Origin of the sequence: Pseudomonas sp. BNK-30 (assembly GCF_047456185.1) — a bacterium.
GTDB lineage: Bacteria > Pseudomonadota > Gammaproteobacteria > Pseudomonadales > Pseudomonadaceae > Aquipseudomonas > Aquipseudomonas putida_E.
In genome coordinates, this window is record NZ_CP179904.1 from 707,857 (window position 1) to 731,321 (window position 23,465).

The following is a 23,465-nucleotide window of genomic DNA, read 5'->3' on the forward strand; positions in this document are numbered from 1 at the left end:
TGTTCTTCTCCGCAGGGTCATTCGCCCAGCCGTGCCATCAGGGTTACAAAGGCGTCTTCAGTCCACGCTCCGCTGGTCAGCGGGCAGGGCGGGCCGGCCAGGTTGAGGTGGGCGAGCAATTCCCCCAATTCGCTCACGCCGTTGCCGTAGGCGCGTTCGATGGAATCGCCGAGCAGGTCCTCGAACGGTGTGTTGGGGCGTTTGCGTGCCTGGTGCGGCTGCAGGTAAACCTCGGGTGTGTTCATGGGATCGACCTCAGTTGTGCTTGGGCTTGTCGGTGAGGAATTTGCCTTGGGGTGCTTCTGCGTGCTGCTGGCGCCGGGTGTTGCCATCGATGCCGCCGGCAATCGCCCATTCGGCGAATACGGTCGGGCCGGGTTCGAACGCGCGTGGCTGCCATTCGGCGGTCAGTTGGTCCTCGTCGGCGTAGTACTCGACCAGCGCGCCGGCCGGGTTCTTGAAGTACCAGAAGAACGCCGATGACACCGGGTGGCGGCCCGGGCCGATTTCGGTGGCCCAGCCGCAGCGGGAGATATGCATGCCGCCGCCGAACACCTCGTGCAGGTCACGTACGGTGAACGCCACGTGGTTGAGGCCGGCGCGCGGGGCCGGCAGCTGGAGCATGAACAGGTCGTGGTGGCCGCCTTCCTCGGCGGTGCGCAGGAAGGCGCCGCGGTTGGGGTAACGGTCCGATGCCTGGAAGCCGAAACGTTCGTGGTAGAAGGCCTCGCAGGCGTTCACGTCCTTGACGAAGAACACCACGTGGCCCACTTCGATGGGCGTGGCACGGTCGTAGATCGGCGCCGGCTTGTTGATCCGGCCCTTGGTCTGCCAGGTGTTGTGGCCGCTGCACTCGACCTGGGCCAGCAGGTCTTCTTCGTTGTCGAACGGTAGGGCCACCAGCACCGGGCCAAAGATCTCTTCCTGACAAACCTGCTGGTGGTTGCCCAGCCCTTCGAGGATGGTCGGCGGGTAAAAGTAACCCTGCTCGTACAGGCCGCCGCTCGGGCGCTCACCGCCCAGGCGCAGGCGGCCACCTTCGGCCAGGCCCAGGGCCACGTAGCGCTCCACCGACGCGCGGTGGCCAGCACTGATCAGCGGGCCCATCTGCGTGCGCTCGTCGGCCGGGTCACCCAGGCGCAGTTGCGCGGCGGCAGCGGTCAGCCGGGCCATGAACGGCTCGTACAGGGCACGGGCGACGAACAGCCGGGAGCCGGCGATGCATGCCTCACCCGAGGAGCTGAAGATGCCGTACAGCACACCGGCCACGGCGTGGTCGAGGTCGGCGTCGTCAAGGACGATGGTCGGCGACTTGCCGCCCAGCTCCAGCGACACCGGCATCATCTTGTCGGCGGCGATATGGGCGATGTGTTTGCCGGTACGGGTGCCGCCGGTGAACGACACACGTTTGACCAGCGGGTGGCGGGTCAAGGCGTCACCCAGCAGTGAACCCTTGCCTGGCAGCACGCTGACCAGGCCTTTGGGCAGCCCGGCGTCCTCACAGATGCGGGCCAGTTGCAGGGCCAGCAGCGGGGTGATTTCCGCCGGTTTGATCACCACCGCATTGCCACCGGCCAGGGCCGGGGCTAGCTTCTGCGCCTCGCTGGCGATGGGCGAGTTCCATGGCGTGATCGCCGCGACCACACCCATCGGCTCGTACACGCTCATGCTGACGAAATCGCCGCGCGACGGGGTGATGGTTTCCTCCAGCGTTTCGCAGGCAGCGGCGAAAAACTGGAAAGTCCCTGCCGCGCTGGCGACCAGGGCGCGGGTTTCGTTGATCGGCTTGCCGTTGTCCTGGCGTTGCAGTTGCGCCAGCTCTTCAGCGCGCTCGCGGATCAGCCCGGCGATGCGGTACAGCACAGCGGCACGTTCGTGCGGTTTGCGCTGGGCCCAGCCGCTGTGCAGGAAGGCCTGATGGGCCCCCTGCACGGCGGCTTCGACATCTTCAAGGCTGGCCGCATTGAGCCAGGCGACCGGCTCACCGGTCGCCGGGTAGCACGAGGCGTAACGCTCGCCGCCGCCCAGGCGCCAAGTGCCGGCGATGCACAGCGGTAAGGTCTGTTCCAGAGTCATTGGCAGTCCCCTAGATGGAAATGGCATGGGCGTGGTTGCCAAGGGCGCGAACCACGCTGTAGACGGTCAGTGCCGAGGTCTTCGGGTTGGCCGGCAGCGGTTTGCCGCGCAGGCTCATTTCGAAGCGGCCGAAGGCGCCGCGGGCCTCGACCTGGTGCACGTTTTCTTCGCTGAGCGGGTCAGCGATCAGGGTCACGCGGGTGCGGTCAAGGCCCAGCCCGGCCAGTGACAGCGTGGCCGCGACGTTGGCGTTTTTCGGGTACAGCCGCGCTGCCTCACGGGCGCTGCCGTCGAAGATCACGGTCGCTTCTGTAAGGGCGTCCAGCGTACACACCTGCTCGGCGGGGGTGCTTTGCCAGGCGCGCGCCGGTTTGCGGCCGGTGTAGCTGACCGCGTCGAGGCCGCCGACCTTGGCTGCTGACAGTGCGTCGATGCCGCCAATGGCGCCGGGCAGCAGTTCGATACGCGTGTTGCCGTGTGCCGCTGCCGCTTCCAGGCGCTCGACCAGGCCAGGCTCGGACAGCGCACCAACCGAGACGATCAGGCAGGCAACCCCGCGCTCCAGCGCTGGCAGCACGTGCTCTTCGATTGCCTTGTGGCCGGCGCATTCGACCAGCAGGTCGGGGCGCGCGTCGGCCGGCAGGGCGGTGAGTACCTGCGGCGGCCGGCGCAAGCTCGCCAGGCGCTGACGTACCAGCGCTTCAGAGCCGGCCGAGGCAATCACCGCATCGACGCACAGCAGCGGGTCTTTCTCCAGCAGCTCGAGCACGCCGACGCCAATGGCACCGCAGCCGATCATGGTGATATGCAACATGGCGTGGTCCTCAGGCCGTGGCCTTCTGCGCCTTGGTTTCGCTGTTGGGCGGGCCGGCGAACTGGGTAGCGAAGCCGCCAACGCTGAGCATGTCCACTTCCAGCAGGAACGGGCCTTGCGCGCCCAGGGCGCCTTCGAGCACCTCGCCGAAGTGTTTCAGATCGCTGACCAGGCCATGGCGCAGGCCGAGCGATTCGGCCAGCTTGCTGTAGTTCGGCGTGTGCAGTTCGACGTAAGCGTGGCGGGCGCCGTAGATGGCGTCCTGGATGTTGCGGATAACGCCATAGCGCTGGTCGTTCATCAGCAGGATGACCACGTTGGCGTTCTCCTGCACCAGGGTCGCCAGCTCACCCAGGTTGAGAATGAAGCCACCATCGCCTGCCAGGGCGAACACTTTGCGCTCCGGCGCTGTCTGCGCCGCTGCCACGGCAGCGCCGATGCCCATCGCCAGGCCCTGGCCGATGCCACCGCCGAGTGCGTGCACGCCGGACAGGGGGTGATAGAGGTTGAGCAGGCGGTTGCCCCAGATGCTGTTGGACAGCGTCACGTCGCGCACCCAGGTGAAGTTGCGCCCGGTCTGCGTTTGCAACTGCTCGACCAGCGACGCATACGGGCCCAGGTCGGCGACCAGCTGTTTGCGTGCCTGCTCGCGCACATTCTTGAGTTCGGGCAGAAAGTTCGGGTCGATGTTCAGGCGGCCCTGCAGGCGGTCGGCCAGGCCCTCCAGGGCCAGTGCCGCATCGCCACAGATGAACAGGTCGCTGGGGTAACTGCGGCCTTCGATGGCCGGGTTGACGTCGATGCGCAGGGTAGTGCGCGGCAGCTTCAGGGCGTACTTGAAGGTCTCGTTGCTGCGCAGGCGGGAACCGGCCACCACCAGCGCATCGCAGGTCTGCATGAAGCCTTCGACCAGCTTGTTCTGCGAGAAGGCCCCCAGGCAGCGCTCATCGTCTTCGTTGACCACGCCGCGGCCTTGGGTCGAGGTGATCACCCCGACGCCCATGTCCAGCAGGCGCTTGACCTGCGCGCCGGCATGCCGGGCGCCGCCGCCCAGCCATAGCAGTGGGCGGGTGGCGCTGGCCAGGCGTTCGGCAACCAGGTCGAGGGCTTCGGCGGCCGGTGCGGCGACCGGGATAGGCAGTGGCGACAGGTCGGTCGGCATGGCGATGAAGGCCGACTGGATATCGATCGGGATCTCCACGCTGACCGGGCCGGTGGGGGCGGTGAGGGCGGTCTGCACGGCCAGCTTCAAGGTGCTCAGCGCGGTTTCGACGCTGCGCACGCGAAACGCTGCCTTGGACACGGCCTTGAGCATGGTCAGCTGGTCGCGTGCCTCGTGAATGTAGGCCAGCTCCTGGTCCAGGTACGGGGTTTCGATCTGCCCGGTGATGTGCAGCAGGGGGGTGCCGGCGGTCAGCGCTTCGACCATGGCCCCGGCGGCGTTGCCGGCGGCAGTACCGGTGGAGGTCAGGCATACGCCCAGGCCACCGATGCTGCGGGCATAGGCATCGGCCATGTTGGTGGCCCCGGCTTCACCGCGGGCCATGACGAAGCGGATGTTGCCGCGCACAGCGAAGGCATCGAGGATCGGCATGTTGTGGATCGAGATCACGCCGAACGCCGCCCTGACGTCGCATTGCTCGAGGAACGCGGTGATGACGGCACCGACGGTGACAGTGTTTTCGTTACGCATGGCGGGACAGGCCTCCGGATACATCGATATGACTGCCAGTGGTGTAGGCCGACAGAGGCGAAGCCAGGAACAGGATCGCCTGCGCCGCTTCCTTCGGCAGGCCAAGGCGGCCCAAGGGAATGTGTTTGCGTTGCGCCAGCTGTGCGGTCCATTGCGACCAGTCCAGCTCGCGCTCTTCGCGGGCCTCGAAGCGGCGGCGCCATTGCCCCGACTCGACCAGGCCGATGAGGATGCCGTTGACCCGGATGCCGTGTTCGGCGAATTCGAAGGCCATTGAGCGCACCAGGTTCTTCAGCCCGGCACGGGCGGCCGAGGTGGCGACCATATGCGGTTCGGGCTGGCTGGCCAGCAGCGAGTTGACGCACACGATCGAGGCGTTAGGCTGGCCCTGCAGTTGTGCCATGAACGCGCGTACCGGGTGGATGACCGAGAAGAATTTGAGCTGCAGTTCTTCGTTCCAGGCCTGGTCGGTGGTGTCGGCAAACGTCGACACGCGGCCCTGGCCCGCATTGTTGACCAGCGCCTGGGCCGGGCCCAGTGCGGCCAGGCTGGCGGCGGCAAAGGCCCGCACGGACTCGGCGTCGAGCACGTCGCACACCTGGGCCAGCAGGCCCGCCTCTGGGAAGCGTTCGCGCAGCCGGGTTTCGGCACTGCGCAGGCGGTCTTCGTCGCGCCCGCAGAAGGCTACGCGGGCGCCGGCTTCGAGCAGCAGTTCGACACAGGCGTAGCCGATGCCGGACGAGCCGCCGGTGACGATCACCGTGCTGTCTTGAAGTTGGTAGGGGTTCATCTCAGTCCCTCATCAGCGCGGTGACGCGGCCGTGACCGGTGTTGGGCGTGTAGTTGAGCAAGCGCGACAACTCATCGGCACTGCCCCGCACCTGGCCCAGCAGGTTGTCGAAATTGACGTGGCCGATCTGCACGGTCGGGATGGTCAGGCCGAGCGCTGCGACTACTTGGCCGCTGTCATCACGCACGGGTGCAGCCACCGTGGAGATGGTCGACTCGAAGAAGCCTTCGCCGCTGACATAGCCGCGCAGGCGATCGGCCTGGACCAGGTCGAACAGCTCCAGCACGGTCTTGGGCGTGCACGGCGAAAACTGCTCCAGATGCTCTTCGGGATACAGCTCGCGCAACTCGCTCAGGCTCAGGTCGGCCAGCAGGATGCGCCCCAGCACCGTGGCGTGGGCCGGCAGGCGCGTGCCGACGGTAACTGCGCTGGAGAACACCGAGGGTGGTGAAACCTTGGCCACGTAGACGATCGAGCGACCGTCGCGTACCACCAGGTTGCTCGGGTAGTTCAGGCGATCGCACAGCCGTGCCAGCAGTGGCTGGCCCAGTTCGGTCAGCTCCAGCGAGGCCAGGTATTCGAAGCCCAGGCGCAGTACCGACATGCCCAGGCGGTATTCGTTGCCGCTGCGGGTGACGAAGCCCATGGTTTCCAGGGTGGTCAGCAGGCGGAAGATGGTCGAGCGGGGCAGTGACAGGCGCCGGGCCAGTTCGGGGGCGGTCAGGGTACGGTTCTGCCGGCTGAATTCGCACAGCAGCAGCAGGCCGCGTTCCAGGCCCGGGACAATGTACTTGTCCTGGTTTTCCTTCAACGGATCCATTTCGTTCATAGCGCGCTACCTGTGAGAGAGGCGTCCAGGGCGCGGGCCAGCAGGCCCGTCACCGTGTCAGGTCGTTCGATGGCGCAGGCATGGCCAGCGCCGGGTATCAGTTTGAAAGGGGCGCCCAGAGCATCGGCCAAGGCCTGGCAGTCGTCCGCGCGGGTGATGCCGTCGGCGCTGCCGCAGTGCACTTCGCAGGGCACTGCCTGCGGCGCGTGGCGCAACAGGTGGTCGCCGCACAGCAGCTCGATGGCTTGGCGGTAGCCGTGCGGCTGTAGCCGCGCCATGTTCCACTGCACCCAGGCCAGCGCCTGGGCACCGGCGTCTGGCGACAGCAAATGTGCACTGCGCTCGCGGGCCATTTGCCCGATGCCCATGTGGGCCAGGCTGTGCAGGCGTTTGCTGCGCACGGCAAGACCTTGCTCGGGTTGCGCCCCGTAACCGCGTGCCGGGCTGAGCAGTACCAGGCGGTTGACCCGCTGCGGGTGGGCCTGGGCGAACGCGGCGGCAGTCAGCGCCCCCAGGGAATGGCCCACCAGCACACAGCGCTCGATGCCCAATGCGTCGAGTGTCTGCAGCAAGCGCCCGGCATAGTCGCGGGCGCCCGGCACAGGCCTCGGCAGTGGCGCGGACTGGCCGTAGCCGGGGGCATCCCAGGCGATCACCCGTGCCCGCTCGCTCAAGCCCAAGGCCACTTGCAACCAGCTGGCCGCGCCCGAGCCGATGCCATGCAGCAGCACGATGGCCTCGCCGCTACCGGCCTCACGTACCGCCTGCAGCCCTTGGTCAAGGCGTAGCAGGCGTTCGGCAAAGCGCTGGTCGAGCTGGCTTAACAAGGGGGCGATGAGGGTGATCGGCATCATCGGCTTACCCGCGCTTGATCGATGCCAGCGGGTGCGCTGGTGGGTAGGTCGGGGTCACCGGCTTCTTGGCACCGAGCATCACGCACATCAGTGCGTCCTCGTCACCCACATTGATCTCTTCGCGGTACACCCCTGGCGGCACCGAGATCAGGTCGCGGTCGGTGAGGATGGTTTCGAAGCGCTCGCCGTCTTTTTCGATGACCACCTTGAGCTTGCCGCGCAGCACGAAGAACACTTCCTCGACGTCGGTGTGCAGGTGCGGCGGGCCTTCGTGGCCGGCCGGGATGACCATGGTGGAAAAGGTGAAGTGCTCGGACGCGATGGTGTTCATGTCACTGCCAACCCCCGTGCCGCCGGTGCCCACGTAGCGCATCTGCGCGCGGCGGAACTTGGGGTCGTAGTCGGCCTGGAACTTCAGCGCATCCCAGTCGTAGCGGCGCGTCTGGTAGCGCGCGATGCGCGTCTGCATCCAGCTGGCCAGGTCGGCGTCGGCGGGGCGGTCCCAGGATTTCGGGGCGTCGTGTTGCACAGAGAGGTCAGTCATGGAGGTCTCCTTTGCTCAGGGCATGACGAACCCGCCGTTGACCGGCAGGGTTTGTCCAGTGATGAAGCGCGACAGGTCGGACAGGGCGAACAGCACCGCGCCACTGACGTCGTCGGGCAGTTGCGGGCGCTGGATGGCCCGTTGTTCGGTGTACAGCCGGTGGCGGGCCTCGGGCACATAGGCGGTGGCTTCGACCAGCACCAGGCCGGGGGCGATGGCGTTGACGGTGATGTTGGCGTTGCCCAGCTCGCGGGCCAGGCTGCGGGTCATGGCGATCACCGCGCCTTTGCTGGCGACATAGGCCAGCAGGTTCGGCGCCCCCCACAGCGGGGTGTCGGAGGCCAGGTTGATGACCGCGCCACGGCCGCTTTCGCGCAATGCGGGTAGGGCGGCGCGGGTCATCAGCCAGGTGCCGCGCACATTCACCTGCATGACCTGGTCCCAGGTCTCGATGTCCAGTTCCTCGCAGCTCTTGCCGCCGGAGTTGGTGATCGAGGCGTTGTTGACCAGGCCGTCCAGGCCGCCCAGGCGCTTGACCGTGCGCTCGATGCAGGCCTCGATGGACTCGGGGCTGGCAAGGTCCAGGCTGACGCCGCTGACATCCAGGCCCATACCGCTCAGCTCACAGGCAGCCTGCTGCACGCGCCCGGCGAGCACATCGGCTATGACCACCCGGGCGCCGGCCTGGGCAATGGCCTGGGCAAAGGCATAGCCCAGCCCGCGGGCACCACCGGTGACCAGCACGCGGCGGCCCTGGAGAAGGTTGTGGAAGCTGCTCATCATTGGCTACTCAGCATGGCTTTGGGGAGGTAGTGCAGGACGCGCTTTTCGGCCCACACCACGGCGCCGTAGGCGAGCACGCCGATCAGCGTGAGCATGACGATGGCGACGAACACGCCCGCGGTGTTGCCCTGGCCTTCGGCATCCACCAGCAGAAAACCCAGGCCCTGGTTACCGCCCACCAGCTCGCCGACGGTGACGCCGATGACGGCCAGGGTCGAGGCGATGCGCAGGCCGGAAAACAGCGCGGCCATGGCCGAAGGGAACTCCACCAGGCGGAAGATCTGCCAGCGGCTGGCATTCATGGTGCGCACCAGGTTGATCATGTCCGGGTCGACGGTGCGGATGGCCGAGAGCACGTTGATCATCACCGGGAAGAACACGATCAGGATGGCGATGAGGATCTTCGGGTAGATGGTGTAGCCCAGCCACATCACGAACAGCGGGGCGAAGGCCACCTTGGGTGCGATCTGCAGCGCCAGGATGTAAGGCGAAAGCATCGCTTCGGCCGAGGGCGACAGCCCCAGCGAGACGCCGATGGCCACCCCCAGCAGAGCACCAAGGGCGAAGCCGACGATGATTTCGAAGGCAGTGATCAGGGTATGTTCCAGCAGGCCGCCGGAGTGCCACATCAGCACGCTTTCCTGAGCCACCCGGCTCAGTTGCGGCATGACGAACTCGGGCATGCCGACCAGTCCCGGGCCCCATTGCCAGAGCGCCAGGAACAAGACCAGCAGGGCGATGCTGCCGGCCACAGAAGGATTGATATTTCTCATCGGGTGCTTACCTTGTCATTGCCGGGCCGTCACTGGGCCGCGGTACGGGTTTCGATGAACTGGTTGCTGTAGAGCTCGTCGAGCGTGGGTTCGCGGTTGACGATGCCCTCGCTGACGTAGAACTTGCGCACGGTGTCCAGGCGCTCAGGGTCGATGCGGCCGAGTACCGGCTGGCCGGCGTAGACGTATTCCACGTACAGGCGCAGGGTCTTTTCCAGCGAGGCCTCTTTGCCGGCGTAAGCCGGGACTGCACGGGCGAAGGTGGCGGCGGCCGCCTTGGGGTCATCGATGATGTCCTGCAGGCCACGAAGGGTGGCCTGAACCACACCGCGGACGATCTGCGGGTGATGTTCGATGGCGTCGTCTGAAGCGAGGATCGCCTGGGCCATGCTTTCAAATACCTGCTCGCGCGGGATCAGCGCGTACTTGAGCCCGGCGTCTTCGGCGTTGACCACCCAGTCCGGCACCCCGGCCATGGCCTGGGCCTTGCTGGCCGAGAACAGTTGCCACACGCCCGAGGGGCCGGCTGCCTGGATATCCACATCGTCCTTGCTCAGGCCAGCCTTGCGCAGCGAAGCGAGCAGGGCGTAGTAGGTGGTGTCGGAGTAGGACATCACTGTCAGGGTCTTGCCCTTGAGCTGGCTGACCGAGTGGATGTTTTCGCTGGCGTTGGTAGCGATCATGGTGACCCCGCCGCCACCGAGCACCGCCACTGCACGTACCGGGATGCCGTTGGGGCGCACGATGATCGGCGTGTCACCGATGGCGCCGCCAACCAGGGCGTTGCCCGCGCCGATCTGCTTGGCCACGTCGACTCCGCCTTTGGCGGCGATGAAGGTCAGGTCCAGGTCCTGGGCCTGGTAGTAGCCTTTTTCCTTGGCGATGATCCAGGGCGCGAACGCTGGCAGGCTGGGTGGAGCAGGCAGCAGGTAGGTGACCTTGGTGGGCTCGGCCTGGGCATGGGCTGCCAGGCTCAGGGCCAGGGTTGCCAGGGCGGTATGAGCCATGCGCTTGAGGTGTGTGGTGAACATGCTAACTCCCAAGTGGTGAGTGGGGCGTCGGTCAGTGCAGGTCGAGGTCTTCGCCGACCTTCAGCAGATCCATCAGGCGGCCGGCCAGCGGGCCGATTTCCGGCAGCTTTCGGCGTTCCAGCGGGTTGTTGCGATAGGGCAGGTCGATCTCGATTTCTTCGATGATCGTGCCAGGGCGGGCGCTCATCACCAGCAGGCGGTCGGACAGCGCAATGGCCTCGACCAAGTCGTGGGTGATGAACAAGGCGGTCTTCTTTTCCTCGAACAGCATCTGCGCCAGGTCCTGTTGCAGGATCATCTTGGTCTGCGCATCAAGGGCCGAGAACGGTTCGTCGAGAAACAGCACCTGCGGGTCGATCGCCAGGGTGCGGGCGAGCGCAGCGCGCTGGCGCATGCCGCCGGACAGCTGGAACGGGTAGTGGTCGGCGAAGCCTTGCAGGTGGCAGCGCTTGAGCAGATCCTCGGCGATGACCTTGCGCTGGCTGGCAGGCATTCCCTGGATTTCCAGGCCCAGTTCGACGTTGCGGCGGATGCTGCGCCATGGCATCAGCAGGTCTTTCTGCAGCATGAAGGCAACTTTGGGGACGGGGCCGTTGACGGCTTCACCGCCGACCAGCACTTCGCCTTCCGTGGGCCGGTACAGGCCTGAGCCCATGTTGAGGATGGTGCTTTTGCCACAACCGGAAGGACCGATGATCGACACCACTTCGCCGCGACGGATCTGGAAGTTCACGCCTCGGATGGCGAATGGGGCATCCGTCTTGCCCTTGGCGGGGAAGGCCTTGCCGACATTACGGAATTCGATTTCCGTGGGGGCCGGGTCTTCGTTGCGCTGCGGTACATGCCATTGCGGGGCGATTGCGTACATCTCTTTCACAGCCATGGGCGCGGTCTCTGGTCTGTTTTATAGGTGATACGCCGTTTAGTGCATGAACAATGCCAGGTGGGTAATTTCCAGAATTAAATATGAAAGTGCTTAGTTATTAAGTGTTTGCGAAGTTATGACCTGTTTTGCTTTGTTTTATATATGAAACGTAGTTTTCTATGTGGCACAAAAATGCCCAGCAACCGCGCATGAATTTGGCTTCGTGCGTAGTTGCCGGGCATTTGGGGTAACGTCAAAGTGTGTGGTTTTACTGGTGAAACGGTGTTGGATTGATCGCCGACAAGCCGGCGCCTACAGGGTTGCTGTATCAGGCCTGAGCGCGGCGCGCGGGCTTGAGCACGAGCCACAGCGCGGCAGCGATCAGCAGGCCGCCATACAGGTGGCCCATCGACAGCGATTCGTCCAGCAGCCACGCGCCCCACAGCACACCGAAGACCGGAATCAAGAAGGTCACGGTACTGGCCTTGACCGGGCCAATCTCGGCCAGCAGGCGGAAGTACAGGATGTAGGCGAAGGCCGTGCACACAAGGCCCAGGCCCAGCAGCGACAGCCACACCTGCCAGCCGCCCCAGCTGGCAGGCGGCTGGGTCAGCGCACTCCAGGCGAACAGTGGCGTCATCATCAGCGTGGCGCCGAGCATGCTGCCCAGCGCCGAGAGGCGGCTGTCCAGGCCGCTGATCCAGCGCCGCGCCAGAAAGCCTGCGAAGCCATAGCAGGTGGTTGCCGCCAGGCAGGCCAGGGCGCCTTGCAGCAGTGCCATGTCCAGTGCCACCGGGCCCGCGCCACTGAGAATGCCGACACCGAACAGGCCAAGGAAGATGCCGCACAATTTGGGCAGGGTCATGGCCTCGCGGAAGAACAGTGCGCCGATCAGCACCCCCATCAGTGGCGTGGTGGCGTTGAAGATCGCCGAATACCCCGCCGGCAGTACCTGGGCTGCCACCGAATAGAAGGTGGCGGGGATGCCTGAGTTGATCATGCCCAGGACCAGGCAAGCGCCGAGTTTGCCCTCGAAGTTCCAGCGTACGCGGGCTGCGGCGAGTATGGCGATCAGGCCGAGGCAGGCGATGGACACGCGAAAGAAGGCGGTAGGCACGGTGCCCAGCTCGGGGGCGATGATGCGCATGAACAGAAAGCTCGCCCCCCAGACGGCGGCAAGGGTCAGCAGGCGGGTCAGGGCGATGGGGCTCACGGTGGTCTCCGGGTACAGGGCAGGGCGCGAGTGTACGCGATGGCGCACGGGCGGTTCTTGTCCTTTCTTGCGGTGTAAGCCGGTAGAGGCTCCGCAAAGTTGCACAGGCGACTAAGCTGTCTAACTCACCCCGCACCGAGGTGTCCTGCATGACCCAGCACTGGCCGGCCGGCGAAATCGCCCGGATGATCCTCGATGGCTTCGACGACTACCGCGAACACTTTCGCCGCATCACCCTGGGCGCCCGCGAGCGCTTCGAGCAGGCGCGCTGGCAGGACATCCAGCGGGCAGCGGCGGCGCGGATCAACCTCTATGAGCAGAAGGTCGGTGAGGTCAACGGCTGGCTGCGTGACGGGTTCGATGAGGAAGTGCTGCTGGAGGCCGAACAGTGGCCCTTGGTGAAAAGTGCCTATATACGCCTGATCGACCCGCGGCTGGACGATGAGTTGTCGGAGACCTGGTACAACTCTTTGTTCTGCAGCCTGTTCAGCCATGACCAGATCAGCGATGGCTGCATGTTCATCCACACCACCCGGCCGTCGATACGCAGCCACGAGCGCGCTGCCCAGACCCGCACCTATATGCCCGATGGCAGCCTCAAGAGCGTGTTGCGGGCTATCTTGCGCGACTATGCGTTCGACTACGGTGATCTTGAGGGCGACCTGTCGCGCCTTGAAGAGCAACTGCGCGACTGCCTGCCAGACTGGGTATGCAAGGACCCGGCCCTGGCCGTTGAACTGTTCGTGCCGGTGCTGTACCGCAACAAGGGCGCCTACCTGGTGGGCCGGCTGTACAACAGCGATGAACAGTGGCCCCTGGTGATCCCGCTGCTGCACCGCGAAGGCCATGGCATCGAGGCGGATGCGCTGATCACCGACGAGGCCGAGGTCTCGATCATCTTCTCCTTCACCCGTTCGTATTTCATGGTCGACGTGCCAGTACCGGCGGAGTTCGTCAATTTCTTAAAGCGCATACTGCCGGGCAAGCACATTGCCGAGTTGTACACCTCGATCGGCTTCTACAAGCACGGCAAGTCGGAGTTCTATCGCGCGCTGATCAACCACTTGGCCAGTACCGAAGACCGCTTCATCATGGCACCCGGTGTGCGCGGTATGGTGATGAGTGTGTTCACCTTGCCGGGCTTCAATACCGTATTCAAGATCATCAAGGACCGCTTTTCGCCGTCCAAGACGGTCGACCGTGCCACGGTGATCGACAAGTACCGCCTGGTGAAGAGTGTCGACCGGGTTGGGCGCATGGCCGATACCCAGGAGTTCGCCGACTTTCGTTTCCCCCGAGGCAAGTTCGAGCCTGAGTGCCTGGCCGAGCTGCTGGAGGTGGCGCCGTCCACCGTGGCTGTGGAAGGCGATACGGTGCTGGTCCGCCATTGCTGGACCGAACGGCGCATGATCCCGCTCAATCTGTACCTGGAGCAGGCCAGCGAAGGCCAGGTGCTCGAAGCGCTGGAGGATTATGGCCTGGCCATCAAGCAGTTGGCCGCAGCGAACATCTTTCCAGGCGACATGCTGCTGAAGAACTTCGGGGTTACCCGCCATGGTCGTGTGGTGTTCTACGACTATGACGAGATCAGCTACCTGACCGAGGTGAATTTCCGCCATATCCCACCGCCGCGCTACCCGGAGGACGAGATGTCGGGGGAGCCGTGGTATTCGATCGGGCCGCACGATGTATTCCCGGAGGAGTTCCCGCCGTTTCTGTTTGCCGATATGGGCCAGCGGCGTTTATTCAGCAGGTTGCATGGGGAGCTGTATGACGCGGATTACTGGAAGGGGCTGCAGGCATCTATCCGCGAAGGCAAGGTGATCGATGTGTTCCCGTATCGGCGCAAAGGGCGCTGAGGCGGGTTATTGGGCGGACACCGATTGACCTGCCTATCCCTTAAGGCACTTGAGCTCACTGAAGTCGGTACGCACCTTGGCCAGCCGCCCCTGAAGATACTGCCGCTGGGCCGGGCTGCTCTGTTGCAGCAGGTCGATCAACAGGCTGCGTGTCTGTTGCTCGCTGTTCTCGAAGGCAGCGCGGTATTGCGCAGTCCACAGGCTTTCCTTGCGCTGCAGCAATTGCGCCAGGCGCGGTTCGAAGCTTTCGTCGCTGCGCTGGTTCATGGCCATCATCAGCTGTTGTTGCCAGTGCGCACGGTTGGCGATCCACTGGCGGTTCTGGTCGCCCAGCGCCTGTGCCCAGGTTTGCACGCGCTGGCGTTGTGCTGCGGTGAGTTCGCCGAACCAGGGTGTCAGGCGTTTTTCCATGCGCTCGGCGCGGCGGGCGACCTGTTTGGATAGGGGTGTATCGACGTATTTCTCTTGCCGTTCACTGATGTCTTCACGCAAAGCTTCGCCCAGCTGCGCGACCTGGGCATCGCTCATGCCGCGCAGCAGCTCGGCGGCCGACGGGGTGATGGCTTCTGCAACGCGACCGATCGCCTGCCGGGCTTCGTTCATGCGCTGTTGCAGCGCCTGGTCGGTCACTTGCCCATCGGCGACCATGCTGCGTACGCGGTCGAGCCAGTCGAGGTACCCGGGCAGTTCGGTCGTGCAATGCCATGCCAGGTGCTGCTTGAGCCGTTCGTCGAGCAACGACCTCTGGTCACGGTTCATGGCCAGGTAGTCGTCCAGCGACCACGGGACCAGCCGGTCGAGGTTGCGGTAGGCCAGGTCTATACGGCTGCAGGCCACCAGTGCCAGCGCAAATGCCGTGGCGATGATCAGGGCTTTGGACAGGCGTAGAAACATGTGCTGATCCCTTGCAGATGGCTGGCCACACGGTAGACGCGAGTACTCCACGACGGTTCCGCCGAATCAGCGGTCGGGCGGCGCGCTGGCTTCAGGTGTAGAATAGCCGCCTTGTCTTGAGGAACATCGGAAATGGCTCTGCTTGGGCGTTACAACAGTTTGCAAATCGTGAAACACGTGGACTTCGGCCTCTACCTGGACGGCGGCCCCGACGGCGAGATCCTGCTGCCCGGGCGCTACATCCCGAAGAACGCCGAAACCGAGGTCGATGACTGGCTCAACGTGTTCCTCTATCTGGACAGCGAAGACCAGCTGATCGCCACCACCGAGAAGCCCAAGGTGCAGGTTGGCGAATTCGCCAGCCTCAAGGTCAAGGACATCAACGGTGCGGGCATCTTCCTCGACTGGGGCCTGTCCAAGGACCTGCTGATGCCGTACTCGGAAGAGGCGCGGCCGCTGAAGATCGGCGACTACTGCGTGGTGCATGTCTATCTCGACAAGCGCACCCGGCGCATCACCGCCACTTCACGGCTGGACCGCTATCTGGACCGCACCCCGGCCGATTACCAGGTCGGTCAGCCGGTCGAGCTGCTGGTGGCGGGCGAAACGCCGATGGGCTTCAAGGCCATCATCAACAACCGTCATTGGGGCCTGATCCACAAGAATGAAATCTTCAAGTTCATGCGTTCGGGCATGCATGAGAAGGGTTTCATCAAGGAAGTGCGCCATGACGGCAAGATCGCGTTGAGCCTGCAACCGGTTGGCCAGGCGCTGGCGGACGGCTTGCATGAGCAGATCATGCAGCGCCTGGAGGCCGAAGGGGGCGTGTTGCCGGTGTGCGACAAGAGCGACCCAGAGGTGATCAGCCGCATGTTCAACGTCAGCAAGGGCAACTTCAAGAAGGCCATCGGCGCGTTGTTCAAACAGGGCCGGATCGTCATCCATGACGATCGCATCGAGCGGGCCTGAGGTCAGGCCTGCACGAATGTGCTGAAGTCGAGCTGCTCGCCGCCTGGGCGGGTGTCGCGCAGCAGCGAATCACGGTCGGCGCTCAGCGCCAGGCTGATGGTTGAGCGGCGCTTGCCGGCATTGCGCACTTCCATCTGTTCCTGATGCGCCTTGAGGAAGTTGGTTGGGACCTTCAGGTGCTGCAGTTCGTCGCTTTCAGGGGTGTGCAGCAGCAGGTTGACCCAGTCGGGCTGGCCCTTGCGCAGCAGCGCCACCGGCACTTCGAACCACCACAGGTTGCGTTTGGGGTCGAGGATGGCGAACAGCGTGTTGGCACTGGTGAGCACCGGCTTGGCCAATGCTTCGTTGCGCCGGGCGATGGCGGCGGGTTTGTCGAGTTTCATGCAGGTTCCTGCGGTGTGACGCTATGAAGGGCTGCATTGTGAGGGGTGGCGGGTAGCGGAGCAAGGTTTGATGGCCCCTTCGTCGGCGTGCCGGCGATGGGGCCAGCTACCCTAGCGGCGAAGTGGCTGGCTCAACTCGGAGGTCGCGCCATCGGCCGTGGTCACGGTGGCGGTAAAGCTGCGCAGCCCATCGGCATTCTCCAGCCGCTGGGCAAACTGCGCCTGCCCCTTGGCATCGCTGTTCACCAGTACTTCCCCCAGGTATTGCTCAGCCTCCGTGCCTTGTGCCTGGGCATTGCCAAACACCTCGACCCGCAGCAGGCTCGATGCCGGCCCCTGCACTTCGCCGCGCAGCACATTGTCGTTCAGGGCCAACAGCCGTGGTGCCTGCTGGTTATGGTTGGGCAGCGGCTGGCAGGGCTTGGGCTGGCCCTTGGCATCGCAGATCACGGCCTGGTCCTTTTTCGGCAGGTCGGCACCGACCCCGCGAGAGCCTACGTACAGTGCATGGGCCTGGGCTGGCACGCCAAAAACGATGGCGCCCGTGCGCTGATCCGGTACGCAAGAGCCGCCAGCTTCGCAGCGGCGGATATCCAGGCTGTTGCCCCAGATCCGGTTACCGGTCAGGCGCGTGGTGGTGACTTCCGGCTCCGGGCGCAGCGCCACGCCGATGCGGTTGCCGTGGATCAGGTTGCCGTCGAGGATATTGCCTTGGCCGGTGACGCTGACGCCGATCGAGTTGCCGCTGAAGGTATTGGCGCCCAGGTAGTTGCGCTTGCCCCAGTTGATCTGCAGGCCGTCGGAGTAGTTCTCGAAGCGGTTGCGTACCACGCTGTTGTCGTTGCCCAGCAGAATCTCGATGCCCTGGGACGGCTCCGGGTTGGCTGCAGTCGAACGGAACAGGTTGTCGGCCACCAGGTTGAACGCCGCGCCGCGGGTCAGCTCCAGGCCATCGCCATTGTCGATCAGCTGGTTGCGCAGCACCTTGTTGTTGACCGTGGTGGTGGCCGTGGGGTTACCGGCACCGTCATCGCCGGTCAGCATGATACCGGCACCGCCCTTGTTGGCGACGATGCGGTTGTCTTCGATGACGTTGTGGCTGGCGCGGTTGACCAGGATGCCGATGCAGAAGTTGCGCACTTCCAGGCCACTGAGGTGCACGCCCTGGGTGTCGCGCAGCACCAGCCCGGGGTTGGTCGTGGTGCGCACGTTGGTGCCGAACTGGCCGGGCAGGGCGCCGGGGCAGGTGTGTACTCCCTGGTCCTTGATATAGCCGGCGCCGTCAATGGCGACGTATTGGCCGTCGCGCGCCCAAGGCAGGCCGGTGATCTGCACCGGGCCTTTGATTTCAGGCAGGGCGCGGGTCGGCCGGATGACAAACGGGGCTTTGCCGACCGCGTCGATGTCGATGCGGTAGTGGCCGGGCTTTTGGTTGCTGGTTTCGATCGCCCAGCGCAGGGTGCCTGGCTGGCTGTCGTCGGTGTAGCGGTCGACCCGCAGTGTTTCGGTGGCCGGTGCGCCAGCGATCGCGGGCAGGGGCAGCAGCGGCAGCAAGGCTGCCAGCAGGGGCATCAAACGCATGGGTGCAGGTTCCGTAAGCTGTTGTTTTTATAAGCATGCAACCTCTATAGGGCTGCCGTTTGCCCGCGATTCTAGGGCAGCAGGCCGGCATTGCGCAGACGTAGGTAGCCGATTCAGTGCGGTATTCGCCCGCAGATTTACCGCTCGGCTTGAGATTGCAAAAATGTTTGAAACTCCTGAACTGGCCGCTGGGTCCACCTTTTGTCGACACGGATCACGTGTCTCCATTTGCAGGAGATTTGCCATGAGCGGCACTAAAGACAAAGTCAAAGGTATGGCCAACGAAGCAGTGGGCAACATCAAGCAAGGTGTTGGCAAAGTCACCGACAATGACAAGCTGCGCGCAGAAGGCAAGGCCCAGGAAATCAAGGGCGAAGGGCAGCAGGTCAAGGGCGACGTCAAGGATGCTGTGAAAAAGCCTTGATCACGGTATGACTACAGCCCCGTCGCCAGCAGACGGGGATGGGGCTGTTGATCAAGACGGCGAATTTTTCTTCAAGTCCAGCAGGGAGCAGCACACCAGTCGCGTGGTCTATTAGACTTCCCTGATGTACTGATCAAGCGGCGAAAGGAGACGCTATGATTTTTCCCGACCTGGGTGGCTTGCCCCTTCACCGCATCCTGGTGCGCACCGTCAAGGAATTCCTTGACGACGAGATGTCCACCTACGCCTCTGCGCTTGCTTACCAGATGCTGTTTTCGTTGTTCCCGTTCCTGCTGTTCCTGATCGCACTGATCGGTTTTCTGCACCTGCCGGATTTCTTCTCGTGGCTGCGAATGCAATCGGAGCTGGTACTGCCGCCCCAGGCGTTGGAACAGGTCAACCCCGTCATCGATCAGTTGCAGCAGTCCAAAGGTGGCCTGCTGTCGGTGGGTATCGTCATCGCGCTGTGGACCGCCTCTGCAGGCGTACGGCTGATGATGAGTGCCATGAATGCCGCCTATGACGTGCCCGAAGGGCGCCCGGTGTGGAAGCGCATACCATTGTCGATTGTCTATACCGTCGGCATTGCCGGTATGCTGCTGGCGGCGGCAGCGTTGATGGTGCTGGGGCCTCAGGTGATGGAGTGGATCGCGGCTCAGATCGGCATGCAGGAAGTGATCGTCACGGTGTGGACGATCTTGCGGTGGCCGGCGATCATCATCCTGATGATGGTGGCGGTGGCGGTGATCTACTACGTGATGCCCGACGTGAAACAGAAGTTTCGCTTCATCACTCCAGGCTCAGTGCTGGCGGTGGTGGTCTGGATCATCGCTTCGCTGGCATTCGCTTACTATGTGAAGACTTTCGCCGACTACAACGCCATGTATGGCAGTATCGGTGCGATCATTGTATTGCTGTTGTATTTCTACATTTCTGCCGCCGTATTGTTGCTGGGCGCGGAGATGAACGCTGTGATCGAACATATGTCCGCTGAGGGCAAAGACCCTGGCGAAAAGGATTTCGAGGGCGATAAAGCCAAGGAAACCCTGACCGTGCTCGGCCATGAACATCCCGTCGAGCCCCAGCCTACCGAGCAGAACCCGCGATGATCCGTGACATCCTGAAGATGGGCGACGAGCGCTTGCTGCGCGTCGCAGCCCCGGTGCCAGAACACCTGATCGGCAGCGCCGAACTGCAGCAGTTGATCGACGACATGTTCGAAACCATGCGCCATGTCGGCGGCGTGGGGCTGGCCGCACCGCAGGTCGGCATCGACCTGCAACTGGTCATTTTCGGTTTCGAGCGCAGTGAGCGTTATCCCGATGCCGAGGCGGTGCCACAGACCATTCTCCTCAACCCGGTGATCACTCCGCTGTCCACCGAGATCGAGGAGGGGTGGGAAGGCTGCTTGTCTGTGCCTGGCCTGCGCGGGGTGGTGCCTCGCTACAAGCACATCAGCTATGAGGGCATCGACCCGCAGGGCAACCCGGTCAACCGGGTTGCCGACGGGTTTCATGCGCGCGTGGTACAGCATGAATGCGACCACCTGATCGGGCGGCTGTATCCTTCGCGGATTCAGGATTTCGCCAAGTTCGGTTACACCGAGGTACTGTTCCCTGGGCTGGACGCCAGCGACGACTGACCATGCACCATCGCCATCAGGCGTTTGCTGCGTTGGTAGCGTGCCAGGCGTGACCCCAGCGCTTCAGGCAACCTGCTCGCCGGGGAGAAACCCAGACGTTGGTAAAAGGCTTCGAGGTCCGGGTGGCAGAACAGCCACGTTGGGCCGCGACCTTCGGCCAGTGCTGCGTTGACCAGGCGCGCGGCCACACCCTGGTTTCGCCACTCTGGGGCTACCAGCAGGCCGGTGAGCCACCGGCCACCGGCAACAGCGCTCAAGCTCAAGCCCGCAACGATTTCGCCGCTGCGCGCCACCCACAACTCACCCTCGCTGGCTGCACGCATGCGCGAGCCCTGCTGGCGATAGAAGTGGTCTAGCAGCCGCCGCTCAAGGTCGGTCAGTGGGGTGCAGAGGAGTGGCGTCATGGTATTCCGCTGGCAAACAGCTCTAGCCCAATGATTTCGGGCCATCAATCCGTTTCGCTTTGTCGCAGATTGTTGCAAAAGCTGCAAGGGTGAATGTCCGAGTTCGGGGTTCAACTATTCCAGGCCGGGAGTAGAATTTCACGTATCCCCCCTGGCAGTACGACAAAGCGGGATCGGTACTTCGTGTCATCTTCGCAGTTGATGACAACTTCTCCGCGCCATTGACGGCATATGAAGTCAATCGATCAGCTTGATTGATTTAAAGGCCAAACATCCATGAAACCATTACTGATTCTTGCATTGGTCGGTATGTCCTCGTTCGCCCTTGCCGATGAGGCCAAACCCGTCTCCAGCGAGCCTGTGGCCCAGCAGTACGACTATTCCATGAACCTGGACATCAAACGGGTGATCAACCTGTCGACCATCCCCAATGTCTGCGAAGTGGTGCCTGCGACCATGACCTATGAAGACCATCAGGGCCAGGTGCACACCATTCAGTACCGCGCCATGGGCGAAGGTTGCCAGCAGGGTTGATGTTCCTGCGTTAGCGGCCTTTTCGCACTGGGCAGTAGCGAAGAGGCTGCTTTCGTCACGCGGGGTTCATTGAGCAGACAGTACCTGGCGTATTACTTCCAGGCCGCGTTTCAGTTCAGCCCGGCTGCCTGCCGCCGACAGGCTGATGCGTACGGCCTGCACCTCGCTTGCGCCAATGGCGAAGACACTCGCCGGGACGACTTCCACACCTTGCTCCCGACATTGCTTTACCACCGCCTCAGCCCCCTGCGGCGTGCCCAGCCACGCGTGGGGTGAAGGCTGGCCTGTGTTGTGCAGCCTACCAGCCAGCAGCCTGCGTGCCAGGCGCCAGCGTTCGCAAATTTCTGCTTTCTGCCAGGCCAGCCGCCGGGCGGCGGTACCGTCATCGATCCACTGGCAAGCGACATGCAAGCCCAATGGCGACACCGGCCAGTGGCTGGCCTGGGCATGCGGGTCGACCTGTGACAGCAACTTCGCGCTGGCCACGATCCACCCCAACCTCAAGCCTGCAGCTACGGTCTTGGACAGGCTGCTGATGTAGATCCCTTGATCGCCCAATAGCGGGTAGAGCGGCGGCCGGTCGCTGAGTGCGCCATACACATCATCTTCGATCACCAATAACCCCAGGCGTTTGACTACCCCAGCGATTGCCTCGCGGCGAGCATCATCCATGCAGGCGCCCGTGGGGTTGTGCAGGGTAGGTGTGGTCACCAGCACGCGGGCACCGCTGGCGCGCGCCACCCGGTCCAGGTCATCGGGCCGCAGGCCTTGGTTGTCCAGTGCGACGCCATGCACGGGCAGACGCAGTTGCCGGCAGGCGGCCTTGATGCCCGGAGCGGTCAGGGCTTCAAGCATGACGGGCTCACCCGCCTGGCAGAATGACTGCAGCACCAGTGCCAGCGCCTGCTGGGCTCCGCCGCACAGCAACAGTTGGTCCGCCGACAGGGCCAGGCCGCGATTGCCCAGCCAATGGGCGCCGCGGATGCGCCCCAGCAGCAACTGTTCGGGGCCCAGGTAATGGTCGAGCAAGCCGTGGTTCTGACCTTCCAGCAGCCTGCGCAAGCTGTCGTGCAGATCATGATTGTGCGGATCGGCAACCGGTACATTGGTCGACAGGTCGATCAGCCGCGTTTGCCCTTCGCAGTGTTTGAGGCGAAACAAGGTCGCTTCCTTGCTCCCCGCCAGCACATAGGTACCGCGGCCCACTTCACCCGCCACCAGGTGGCGAGCGGCGGCTTCACGGTAGGCCTGTTGGGTGGTGCTGGGGTTCAGGCCCAGTTTCCAGGCCAGGCGCCGTTGCGGCGGCAGGCGGTCACCGACCTTGAGCACGCCGCTCTCGATGGCGTTGCCTATAGCGTCGACCAGTGCCAGATACCGGGGTTGGTCATCCTCGACGAGCTGCGGGATCCACACGAAATTGCTACCCATGCAATATAAGGTTGTACCCATACAATGCCCGGCGCTTAGGATCGGATCAACCACCTACCGAAGAGGGATGATCGCCATGTTCGACCTTGCCGCCCTGCGCGAAGCCGCCGCTTTCGTTCACCAACATGTACCCGCCACGCCCCAGCACGCCTGGCCGTTGCTGGCTGAGCGGCTGGGCTGCGAGGTGTGGGTGAAGCACGAAAATCACGCACCCACCGGGGCTTTCAAAGTCCGGGGCGGTCTGGTCTATGTGCGCTCGCTGCTGGCGGGCGGCAATCCACCTCGCGGGCTGGTCACCGCAACCCGTGGCAACCACGGCCAAAGCATGGCGCTGGCGGCACGGCAGGCAGGCATTGCGTTGGTCATCGTAGTCCCTGAGGGCAATTCCACAGAGAAGAACGCCGCCATGCGCGCACTGGGGGCCGAGTTGGTCGAGCACGGTGTGGATTTCGATGTGGCCCGTGAAGAAGCCGCGCGGCTGGCCGAGGTGCTGGGGTATGCCATGGTGCCTTCGTTCCACCCGGAGTTGGTGCGGGGCGTGGCCACTTATGCCCTGGAGTTGTTCGAGGCTGTGCGTGACCTGGACTGCGTTTACGTGCCGATCGGCATGGGGTCAGGCATTTGCGGGCTGATCCAGGCGCGTAACCTGCTGGGTTTGAAAACCCAGATCGTCGGTGTGGTGTCCAGCGCCGCTGATGCCTATGCCCAGAGCTTCGAGCAGGGCCATATCGTCACCACTGCCACTGCCGAAACCTTCGCCGATGGCATGGCTTGCCGGGTACCCCATCCGCAAGCCTTTGCCCTGGTGCGCGAGCATGCTGCGCGGATCGTGCGGGTCACCGACAGTGAAGTCGCCGAAGCCATGCGGGTTTACCACGAGGCCACGCACAACACTGCCGAAGGTGCAGGTGCCGCAGCCCTGGCGGCGTTGATGCAAGAGCGCGAACAGCAGGCCGGCAAGCGCGTGGCTGTGGTGTTGAGCGGAGCGAACGTGGACCGGGCGCGGTATGCGCGGATTCTCGGGGGCAATGAAAGATCCTGAATGAATATCTTGGAATAAGTGCTATCTTATTTTGATAGCA

The 23,465-nt window shown here is 63.9% G+C and carries 24 protein-coding genes and 2 pseudogenes; 7 read left to right on the forward strand and 19 right to left on the reverse strand.

What is annotated here, in order from left to right; all coding sequences use genetic code 11:
- Positions 1 to 17 precede the first annotated feature (17 nt).
- The 14 genes and pseudogenes from ACMGGN_RS03350 to ACMGGN_RS03415 form a co-directional block, all read right to left on the reverse strand.
- Positions 18 to 245, reverse strand: a complete 228-nt coding sequence (locus ACMGGN_RS03350; protein WP_161872257.1) for a recombinase-like helix-turn-helix domain-containing protein — start codon at positions 243 to 245, stop codon at positions 18 to 20.
- 10 nt (positions 246 to 255) lie between these two features.
- Positions 256 to 861 (reverse strand): annotated as a pseudogene (locus tag ACMGGN_RS03355) (VOC family protein); the annotation flags it as partial.
- Positions 847 to 2,076 (reverse strand): annotated as a pseudogene (locus ACMGGN_RS03360) (aldehyde dehydrogenase family protein); the annotation flags it as partial. The pseudogenes ACMGGN_RS03360 and ACMGGN_RS03355, both read right to left, overlap by 15 nt.
- A gap of 10 nt (positions 2,077 to 2,086) precedes the next feature.
- Positions 2,087 to 2,890 (reverse strand): aspartate dehydrogenase, encoded by an 804-nt coding sequence (locus ACMGGN_RS03365; protein ID WP_115274108.1) that lies wholly within the window; start codon positions 2,888 to 2,890, stop codon positions 2,087 to 2,089.
- A 10-nt stretch (positions 2,891 to 2,900) separates the two neighbouring features.
- Positions 2,901 to 4,583 carry a thiamine pyrophosphate-binding protein gene (locus ACMGGN_RS03370; RefSeq protein WP_115274109.1) on the reverse strand — a complete coding sequence of 561 codons (1,683 nt, stop codon included), beginning with the start codon at positions 4,581 to 4,583 and terminating at the stop codon, positions 2,901 to 2,903.
- Positions 4,576 to 5,373: an SDR family oxidoreductase gene (locus ACMGGN_RS03375; RefSeq protein ID WP_115274110.1), complete on the reverse strand. Its 798-nt coding sequence runs from the start codon at positions 5,371 to 5,373 to the stop codon at positions 4,576 to 4,578. Before ACMGGN_RS03375 ends, ACMGGN_RS03370 begins: the two co-directional genes overlap by 8 nt.
- Position 5,374: 1 nt before the next feature.
- Positions 5,375 to 6,193, reverse strand: a complete 819-nt coding sequence (locus tag ACMGGN_RS03380) for an IclR family transcriptional regulator (protein ID WP_115275499.1) — start codon at positions 6,191 to 6,193, stop codon at positions 5,375 to 5,377.
- Between the two features lie 5 nt (positions 6,194 to 6,198).
- Positions 6,199 to 7,056, reverse strand: a complete 858-nt coding sequence (locus tag ACMGGN_RS03385) for an alpha/beta fold hydrolase (protein ID WP_174142404.1) — start codon at positions 7,054 to 7,056, stop codon at positions 6,199 to 6,201.
- A 4-nt stretch (positions 7,057 to 7,060) separates the two neighbouring features.
- The gene (locus tag ACMGGN_RS03390) at positions 7,061 to 7,600 is read right to left on the reverse strand and encodes a cupin domain-containing protein (RefSeq protein WP_174142406.1); all 540 of its coding nucleotides are present in this window, start codon (positions 7,598 to 7,600) and stop codon (positions 7,061 to 7,063) included.
- 15 nt (positions 7,601 to 7,615) lie between these two features.
- Positions 7,616 to 8,380 (reverse strand): SDR family oxidoreductase, encoded by a 765-nt coding sequence (locus ACMGGN_RS03395; RefSeq protein ID WP_371316844.1) that lies wholly within the window; start codon positions 8,378 to 8,380, stop codon positions 7,616 to 7,618.
- Complete coding sequence (locus ACMGGN_RS03400; RefSeq protein WP_115274114.1) at positions 8,380 to 9,156, reverse strand: ABC transporter permease; 777 nt, start codon at positions 9,154 to 9,156, stop codon at positions 8,380 to 8,382. Before ACMGGN_RS03400 ends, ACMGGN_RS03395 begins: the two co-directional genes overlap by 1 nt.
- Positions 9,157 to 9,185: 29 nt before the next feature.
- Complete coding sequence (locus ACMGGN_RS03405; RefSeq protein ID WP_281869129.1) at positions 9,186 to 10,163, reverse strand: ABC transporter substrate-binding protein; 978 nt, start codon at positions 10,161 to 10,163, stop codon at positions 9,186 to 9,188.
- Between the two features lie 55 nt (positions 10,164 to 10,218).
- Entirely contained in the window at positions 10,219 to 11,055 is an 837-nt protein-coding gene (locus tag ACMGGN_RS03410; protein WP_237860781.1) for an ABC transporter ATP-binding protein, read from the reverse strand.
- A gap of 325 nt (positions 11,056 to 11,380) precedes the next feature.
- Positions 11,381 to 12,265, reverse strand: a complete 885-nt coding sequence (locus ACMGGN_RS03415; protein ID WP_046788086.1) for a DMT family transporter — start codon at positions 12,263 to 12,265, stop codon at positions 11,381 to 11,383.
- Positions 12,266 to 12,414: 149 nt separating this feature from the next.
- On the opposite strand from ACMGGN_RS03415, the gene aceK reads away from it, so the two are divergent.
- Entirely contained in the window at positions 12,415 to 14,124 is a 1,710-nt protein-coding gene (gene aceK, locus ACMGGN_RS03420; protein WP_414156463.1) for a bifunctional isocitrate dehydrogenase kinase/phosphatase, read from the forward strand.
- A gap of 33 nt (positions 14,125 to 14,157) precedes the next feature.
- On the opposite strand, the gene ACMGGN_RS03425 is transcribed toward aceK, so the two are convergent.
- Positions 14,158 to 15,018, reverse strand: coding sequence for a DUF6279 family lipoprotein (locus ACMGGN_RS03425; protein ID WP_115274118.1), 861 nt, complete (start codon positions 15,016 to 15,018; stop codon positions 14,158 to 14,160).
- Positions 15,019 to 15,150: 132 nt separating this feature from the next.
- Here ACMGGN_RS03425 and ACMGGN_RS03430 point away from each other — a divergent pair, with 132 nt between their 5' ends.
- Positions 15,151 to 15,987, forward strand: coding sequence for a S1 RNA-binding domain-containing protein (locus ACMGGN_RS03430; RefSeq protein ID WP_012315688.1), 837 nt, complete (start codon positions 15,151 to 15,153; stop codon positions 15,985 to 15,987).
- 2 nt (positions 15,988 to 15,989) lie between these two features.
- On the opposite strand, the gene ACMGGN_RS03435 is transcribed toward ACMGGN_RS03430, so the two are convergent.
- Together ACMGGN_RS03435 and ACMGGN_RS03440 are read right to left on the reverse strand one after the other, a co-directional pair.
- Positions 15,990 to 16,370 carry a hypothetical protein gene (locus tag ACMGGN_RS03435; RefSeq protein ID WP_012315687.1) on the reverse strand — a complete coding sequence of 127 codons (381 nt, stop codon included), beginning with the start codon at positions 16,368 to 16,370 and terminating at the stop codon, positions 15,990 to 15,992.
- 111 nt (positions 16,371 to 16,481) lie between these two features.
- Positions 16,482 to 17,951, reverse strand: a complete 1,470-nt coding sequence (locus ACMGGN_RS03440; RefSeq protein ID WP_119687604.1) for a right-handed parallel beta-helix repeat-containing protein — start codon at positions 17,949 to 17,951, stop codon at positions 16,482 to 16,484.
- Between the two features lie 244 nt (positions 17,952 to 18,195).
- Here ACMGGN_RS03440 and ACMGGN_RS03445 point away from each other — a divergent pair, with 244 nt between their 5' ends.
- From ACMGGN_RS03445 to def, 3 genes are all read left to right on the forward strand, one after another.
- Positions 18,196 to 18,375, forward strand: coding sequence for a CsbD family protein (locus ACMGGN_RS03445; RefSeq protein WP_046788039.1), 180 nt, complete (start codon positions 18,196 to 18,198; stop codon positions 18,373 to 18,375).
- A 155-nt stretch (positions 18,376 to 18,530) separates the two neighbouring features.
- On the forward strand, positions 18,531 to 19,484 hold the full coding sequence (locus ACMGGN_RS03450) for a YihY/virulence factor BrkB family protein (protein WP_046788040.1): 954 nt from the start codon (positions 18,531 to 18,533) through the stop codon (positions 19,482 to 19,484).
- Positions 19,481 to 20,017: a peptide deformylase gene (gene def, locus ACMGGN_RS03455; RefSeq protein ID WP_012315683.1), complete on the forward strand. Its 537-nt coding sequence runs from the start codon at positions 19,481 to 19,483 to the stop codon at positions 20,015 to 20,017. The genes ACMGGN_RS03450 and def overlap by 4 nt, the downstream gene beginning before the upstream one ends.
- Here the strand turns inward: def and ACMGGN_RS03460 are convergent.
- The gene (locus ACMGGN_RS03460) at positions 19,972 to 20,421 is read right to left on the reverse strand and encodes a GNAT family N-acetyltransferase (RefSeq protein WP_251961744.1); all 450 of its coding nucleotides are present in this window, start codon (positions 20,419 to 20,421) and stop codon (positions 19,972 to 19,974) included. The genes def and ACMGGN_RS03460 overlap by 46 nt on opposite strands.
- A gap of 276 nt (positions 20,422 to 20,697) precedes the next feature.
- Here ACMGGN_RS03460 and ACMGGN_RS03465 point away from each other — a divergent pair, with 276 nt between their 5' ends.
- Positions 20,698 to 20,955: a DUF2790 domain-containing protein gene (locus ACMGGN_RS03465; protein WP_003254632.1), complete on the forward strand. Its 258-nt coding sequence runs from the start codon at positions 20,698 to 20,700 to the stop codon at positions 20,953 to 20,955.
- 66 nt (positions 20,956 to 21,021) lie between these two features.
- Here the strand turns inward: ACMGGN_RS03465 and ACMGGN_RS03470 are convergent, their stop codons facing one another.
- Positions 21,022 to 22,383: a PLP-dependent aminotransferase family protein gene (locus ACMGGN_RS03470; protein ID WP_414156464.1), complete on the reverse strand. Its 1,362-nt coding sequence runs from the start codon at positions 22,381 to 22,383 to the stop codon at positions 21,022 to 21,024.
- Positions 22,384 to 22,459: 76 nt separating this feature from the next.
- Here ACMGGN_RS03470 and ACMGGN_RS03475 point away from each other — a divergent pair, with 76 nt between their 5' ends.
- Positions 22,460 to 23,425 carry a threonine dehydratase gene (locus tag ACMGGN_RS03475; RefSeq protein ID WP_414156465.1) on the forward strand — a complete coding sequence of 322 codons (966 nt, stop codon included), beginning with the start codon at positions 22,460 to 22,462 and terminating at the stop codon, positions 23,423 to 23,425.
- Positions 23,426 to 23,465: the final 40 nt, after the last annotated feature.

Coding starts and splice junctions, on each gene's coding strand:
- ACMGGN_RS03350 (WP_161872257.1), bottom strand. CDS start 245: ATGAACACACCCGAGGTTTACCTGCAGCCGCACCAGGCACGCAAACGC.
- ACMGGN_RS03365 (WP_115274108.1), bottom strand. CDS start 2,890: ATGTTGCATATCACCATGATCGGCTGCGGTGCCATTGGCGTCGGCGTG.
- ACMGGN_RS03370 (WP_115274109.1), bottom strand. CDS start 4,583: ATGCGTAACGAAAACACTGTCACCGTCGGTGCCGTCATCACCGCGTTC.
- ACMGGN_RS03375 (WP_115274110.1), bottom strand. CDS start 5,373: ATGAACCCCTACCAACTTCAAGACAGCACGGTGATCGTCACCGGCGGC.
- ACMGGN_RS03380 (WP_115275499.1), bottom strand. CDS start 6,193: ATGGATCCGTTGAAGGAAAACCAGGACAAGTACATTGTCCCGGGCCTG.
- ACMGGN_RS03385 (WP_174142404.1), bottom strand. CDS start 7,056: ATGATGCCGATCACCCTCATCGCCCCCTTGTTAAGCCAGCTCGACCAG.
- ACMGGN_RS03390 (WP_174142406.1), bottom strand. CDS start 7,600: ATGACTGACCTCTCTGTGCAACACGACGCCCCGAAATCCTGGGACCGC.
- ACMGGN_RS03395 (WP_371316844.1), bottom strand. CDS start 8,380: ATGAGCAGCTTCCACAACCTTCTCCAGGGCCGCCGCGTGCTGGTCACC.
- ACMGGN_RS03400 (WP_115274114.1), bottom strand. CDS start 9,156: ATGAGAAATATCAATCCTTCTGTGGCCGGCAGCATCGCCCTGCTGGTC.
- ACMGGN_RS03405 (WP_281869129.1), bottom strand. CDS start 10,163: ATGGCTCATACCGCCCTGGCAACCCTGGCCCTGAGCCTGGCAGCCCAT.
- ACMGGN_RS03410 (WP_237860781.1), bottom strand. CDS start 11,055: ATGTACGCAATCGCCCCGCAATGGCATGTACCGCAGCGCAACGAAGAC.
- aceK (WP_414156463.1), top strand. CDS start 12,415: ATGACCCAGCACTGGCCGGCCGGCGAAATCGCCCGGATGATCCTCGAT.
- ACMGGN_RS03425 (WP_115274118.1), bottom strand. CDS start 15,018: ATGTTTCTACGCCTGTCCAAAGCCCTGATCATCGCCACGGCATTTGCG.
- ACMGGN_RS03430 (WP_012315688.1), top strand. CDS start 15,151: ATGGCTCTGCTTGGGCGTTACAACAGTTTGCAAATCGTGAAACACGTG.
- ACMGGN_RS03435 (WP_012315687.1), bottom strand. CDS start 16,370: ATGAAACTCGACAAACCCGCCGCCATCGCCCGGCGCAACGAAGCATTG.
- ACMGGN_RS03440 (WP_119687604.1), bottom strand. CDS start 17,951: ATGCGTTTGATGCCCCTGCTGGCAGCCTTGCTGCCGCTGCTGCCCCTG.
- ACMGGN_RS03445 (WP_046788039.1), top strand. CDS start 18,196: ATGAGCGGCACTAAAGACAAAGTCAAAGGTATGGCCAACGAAGCAGTG.
- ACMGGN_RS03450 (WP_046788040.1), top strand. CDS start 18,531: ATGATTTTTCCCGACCTGGGTGGCTTGCCCCTTCACCGCATCCTGGTG.
- def (WP_012315683.1), top strand. CDS start 19,481: ATGATCCGTGACATCCTGAAGATGGGCGACGAGCGCTTGCTGCGCGTC.
- ACMGGN_RS03460 (WP_251961744.1), bottom strand. CDS start 20,421: ATGACGCCACTCCTCTGCACCCCACTGACCGACCTTGAGCGGCGGCTG.
- ACMGGN_RS03465 (WP_003254632.1), top strand. CDS start 20,698: ATGAAACCATTACTGATTCTTGCATTGGTCGGTATGTCCTCGTTCGCC.
- ACMGGN_RS03470 (WP_414156464.1), bottom strand. CDS start 22,383: ATGGGTAGCAATTTCGTGTGGATCCCGCAGCTCGTCGAGGATGACCAA.
- ACMGGN_RS03475 (WP_414156465.1), top strand. CDS start 22,460: ATGTTCGACCTTGCCGCCCTGCGCGAAGCCGCCGCTTTCGTTCACCAA.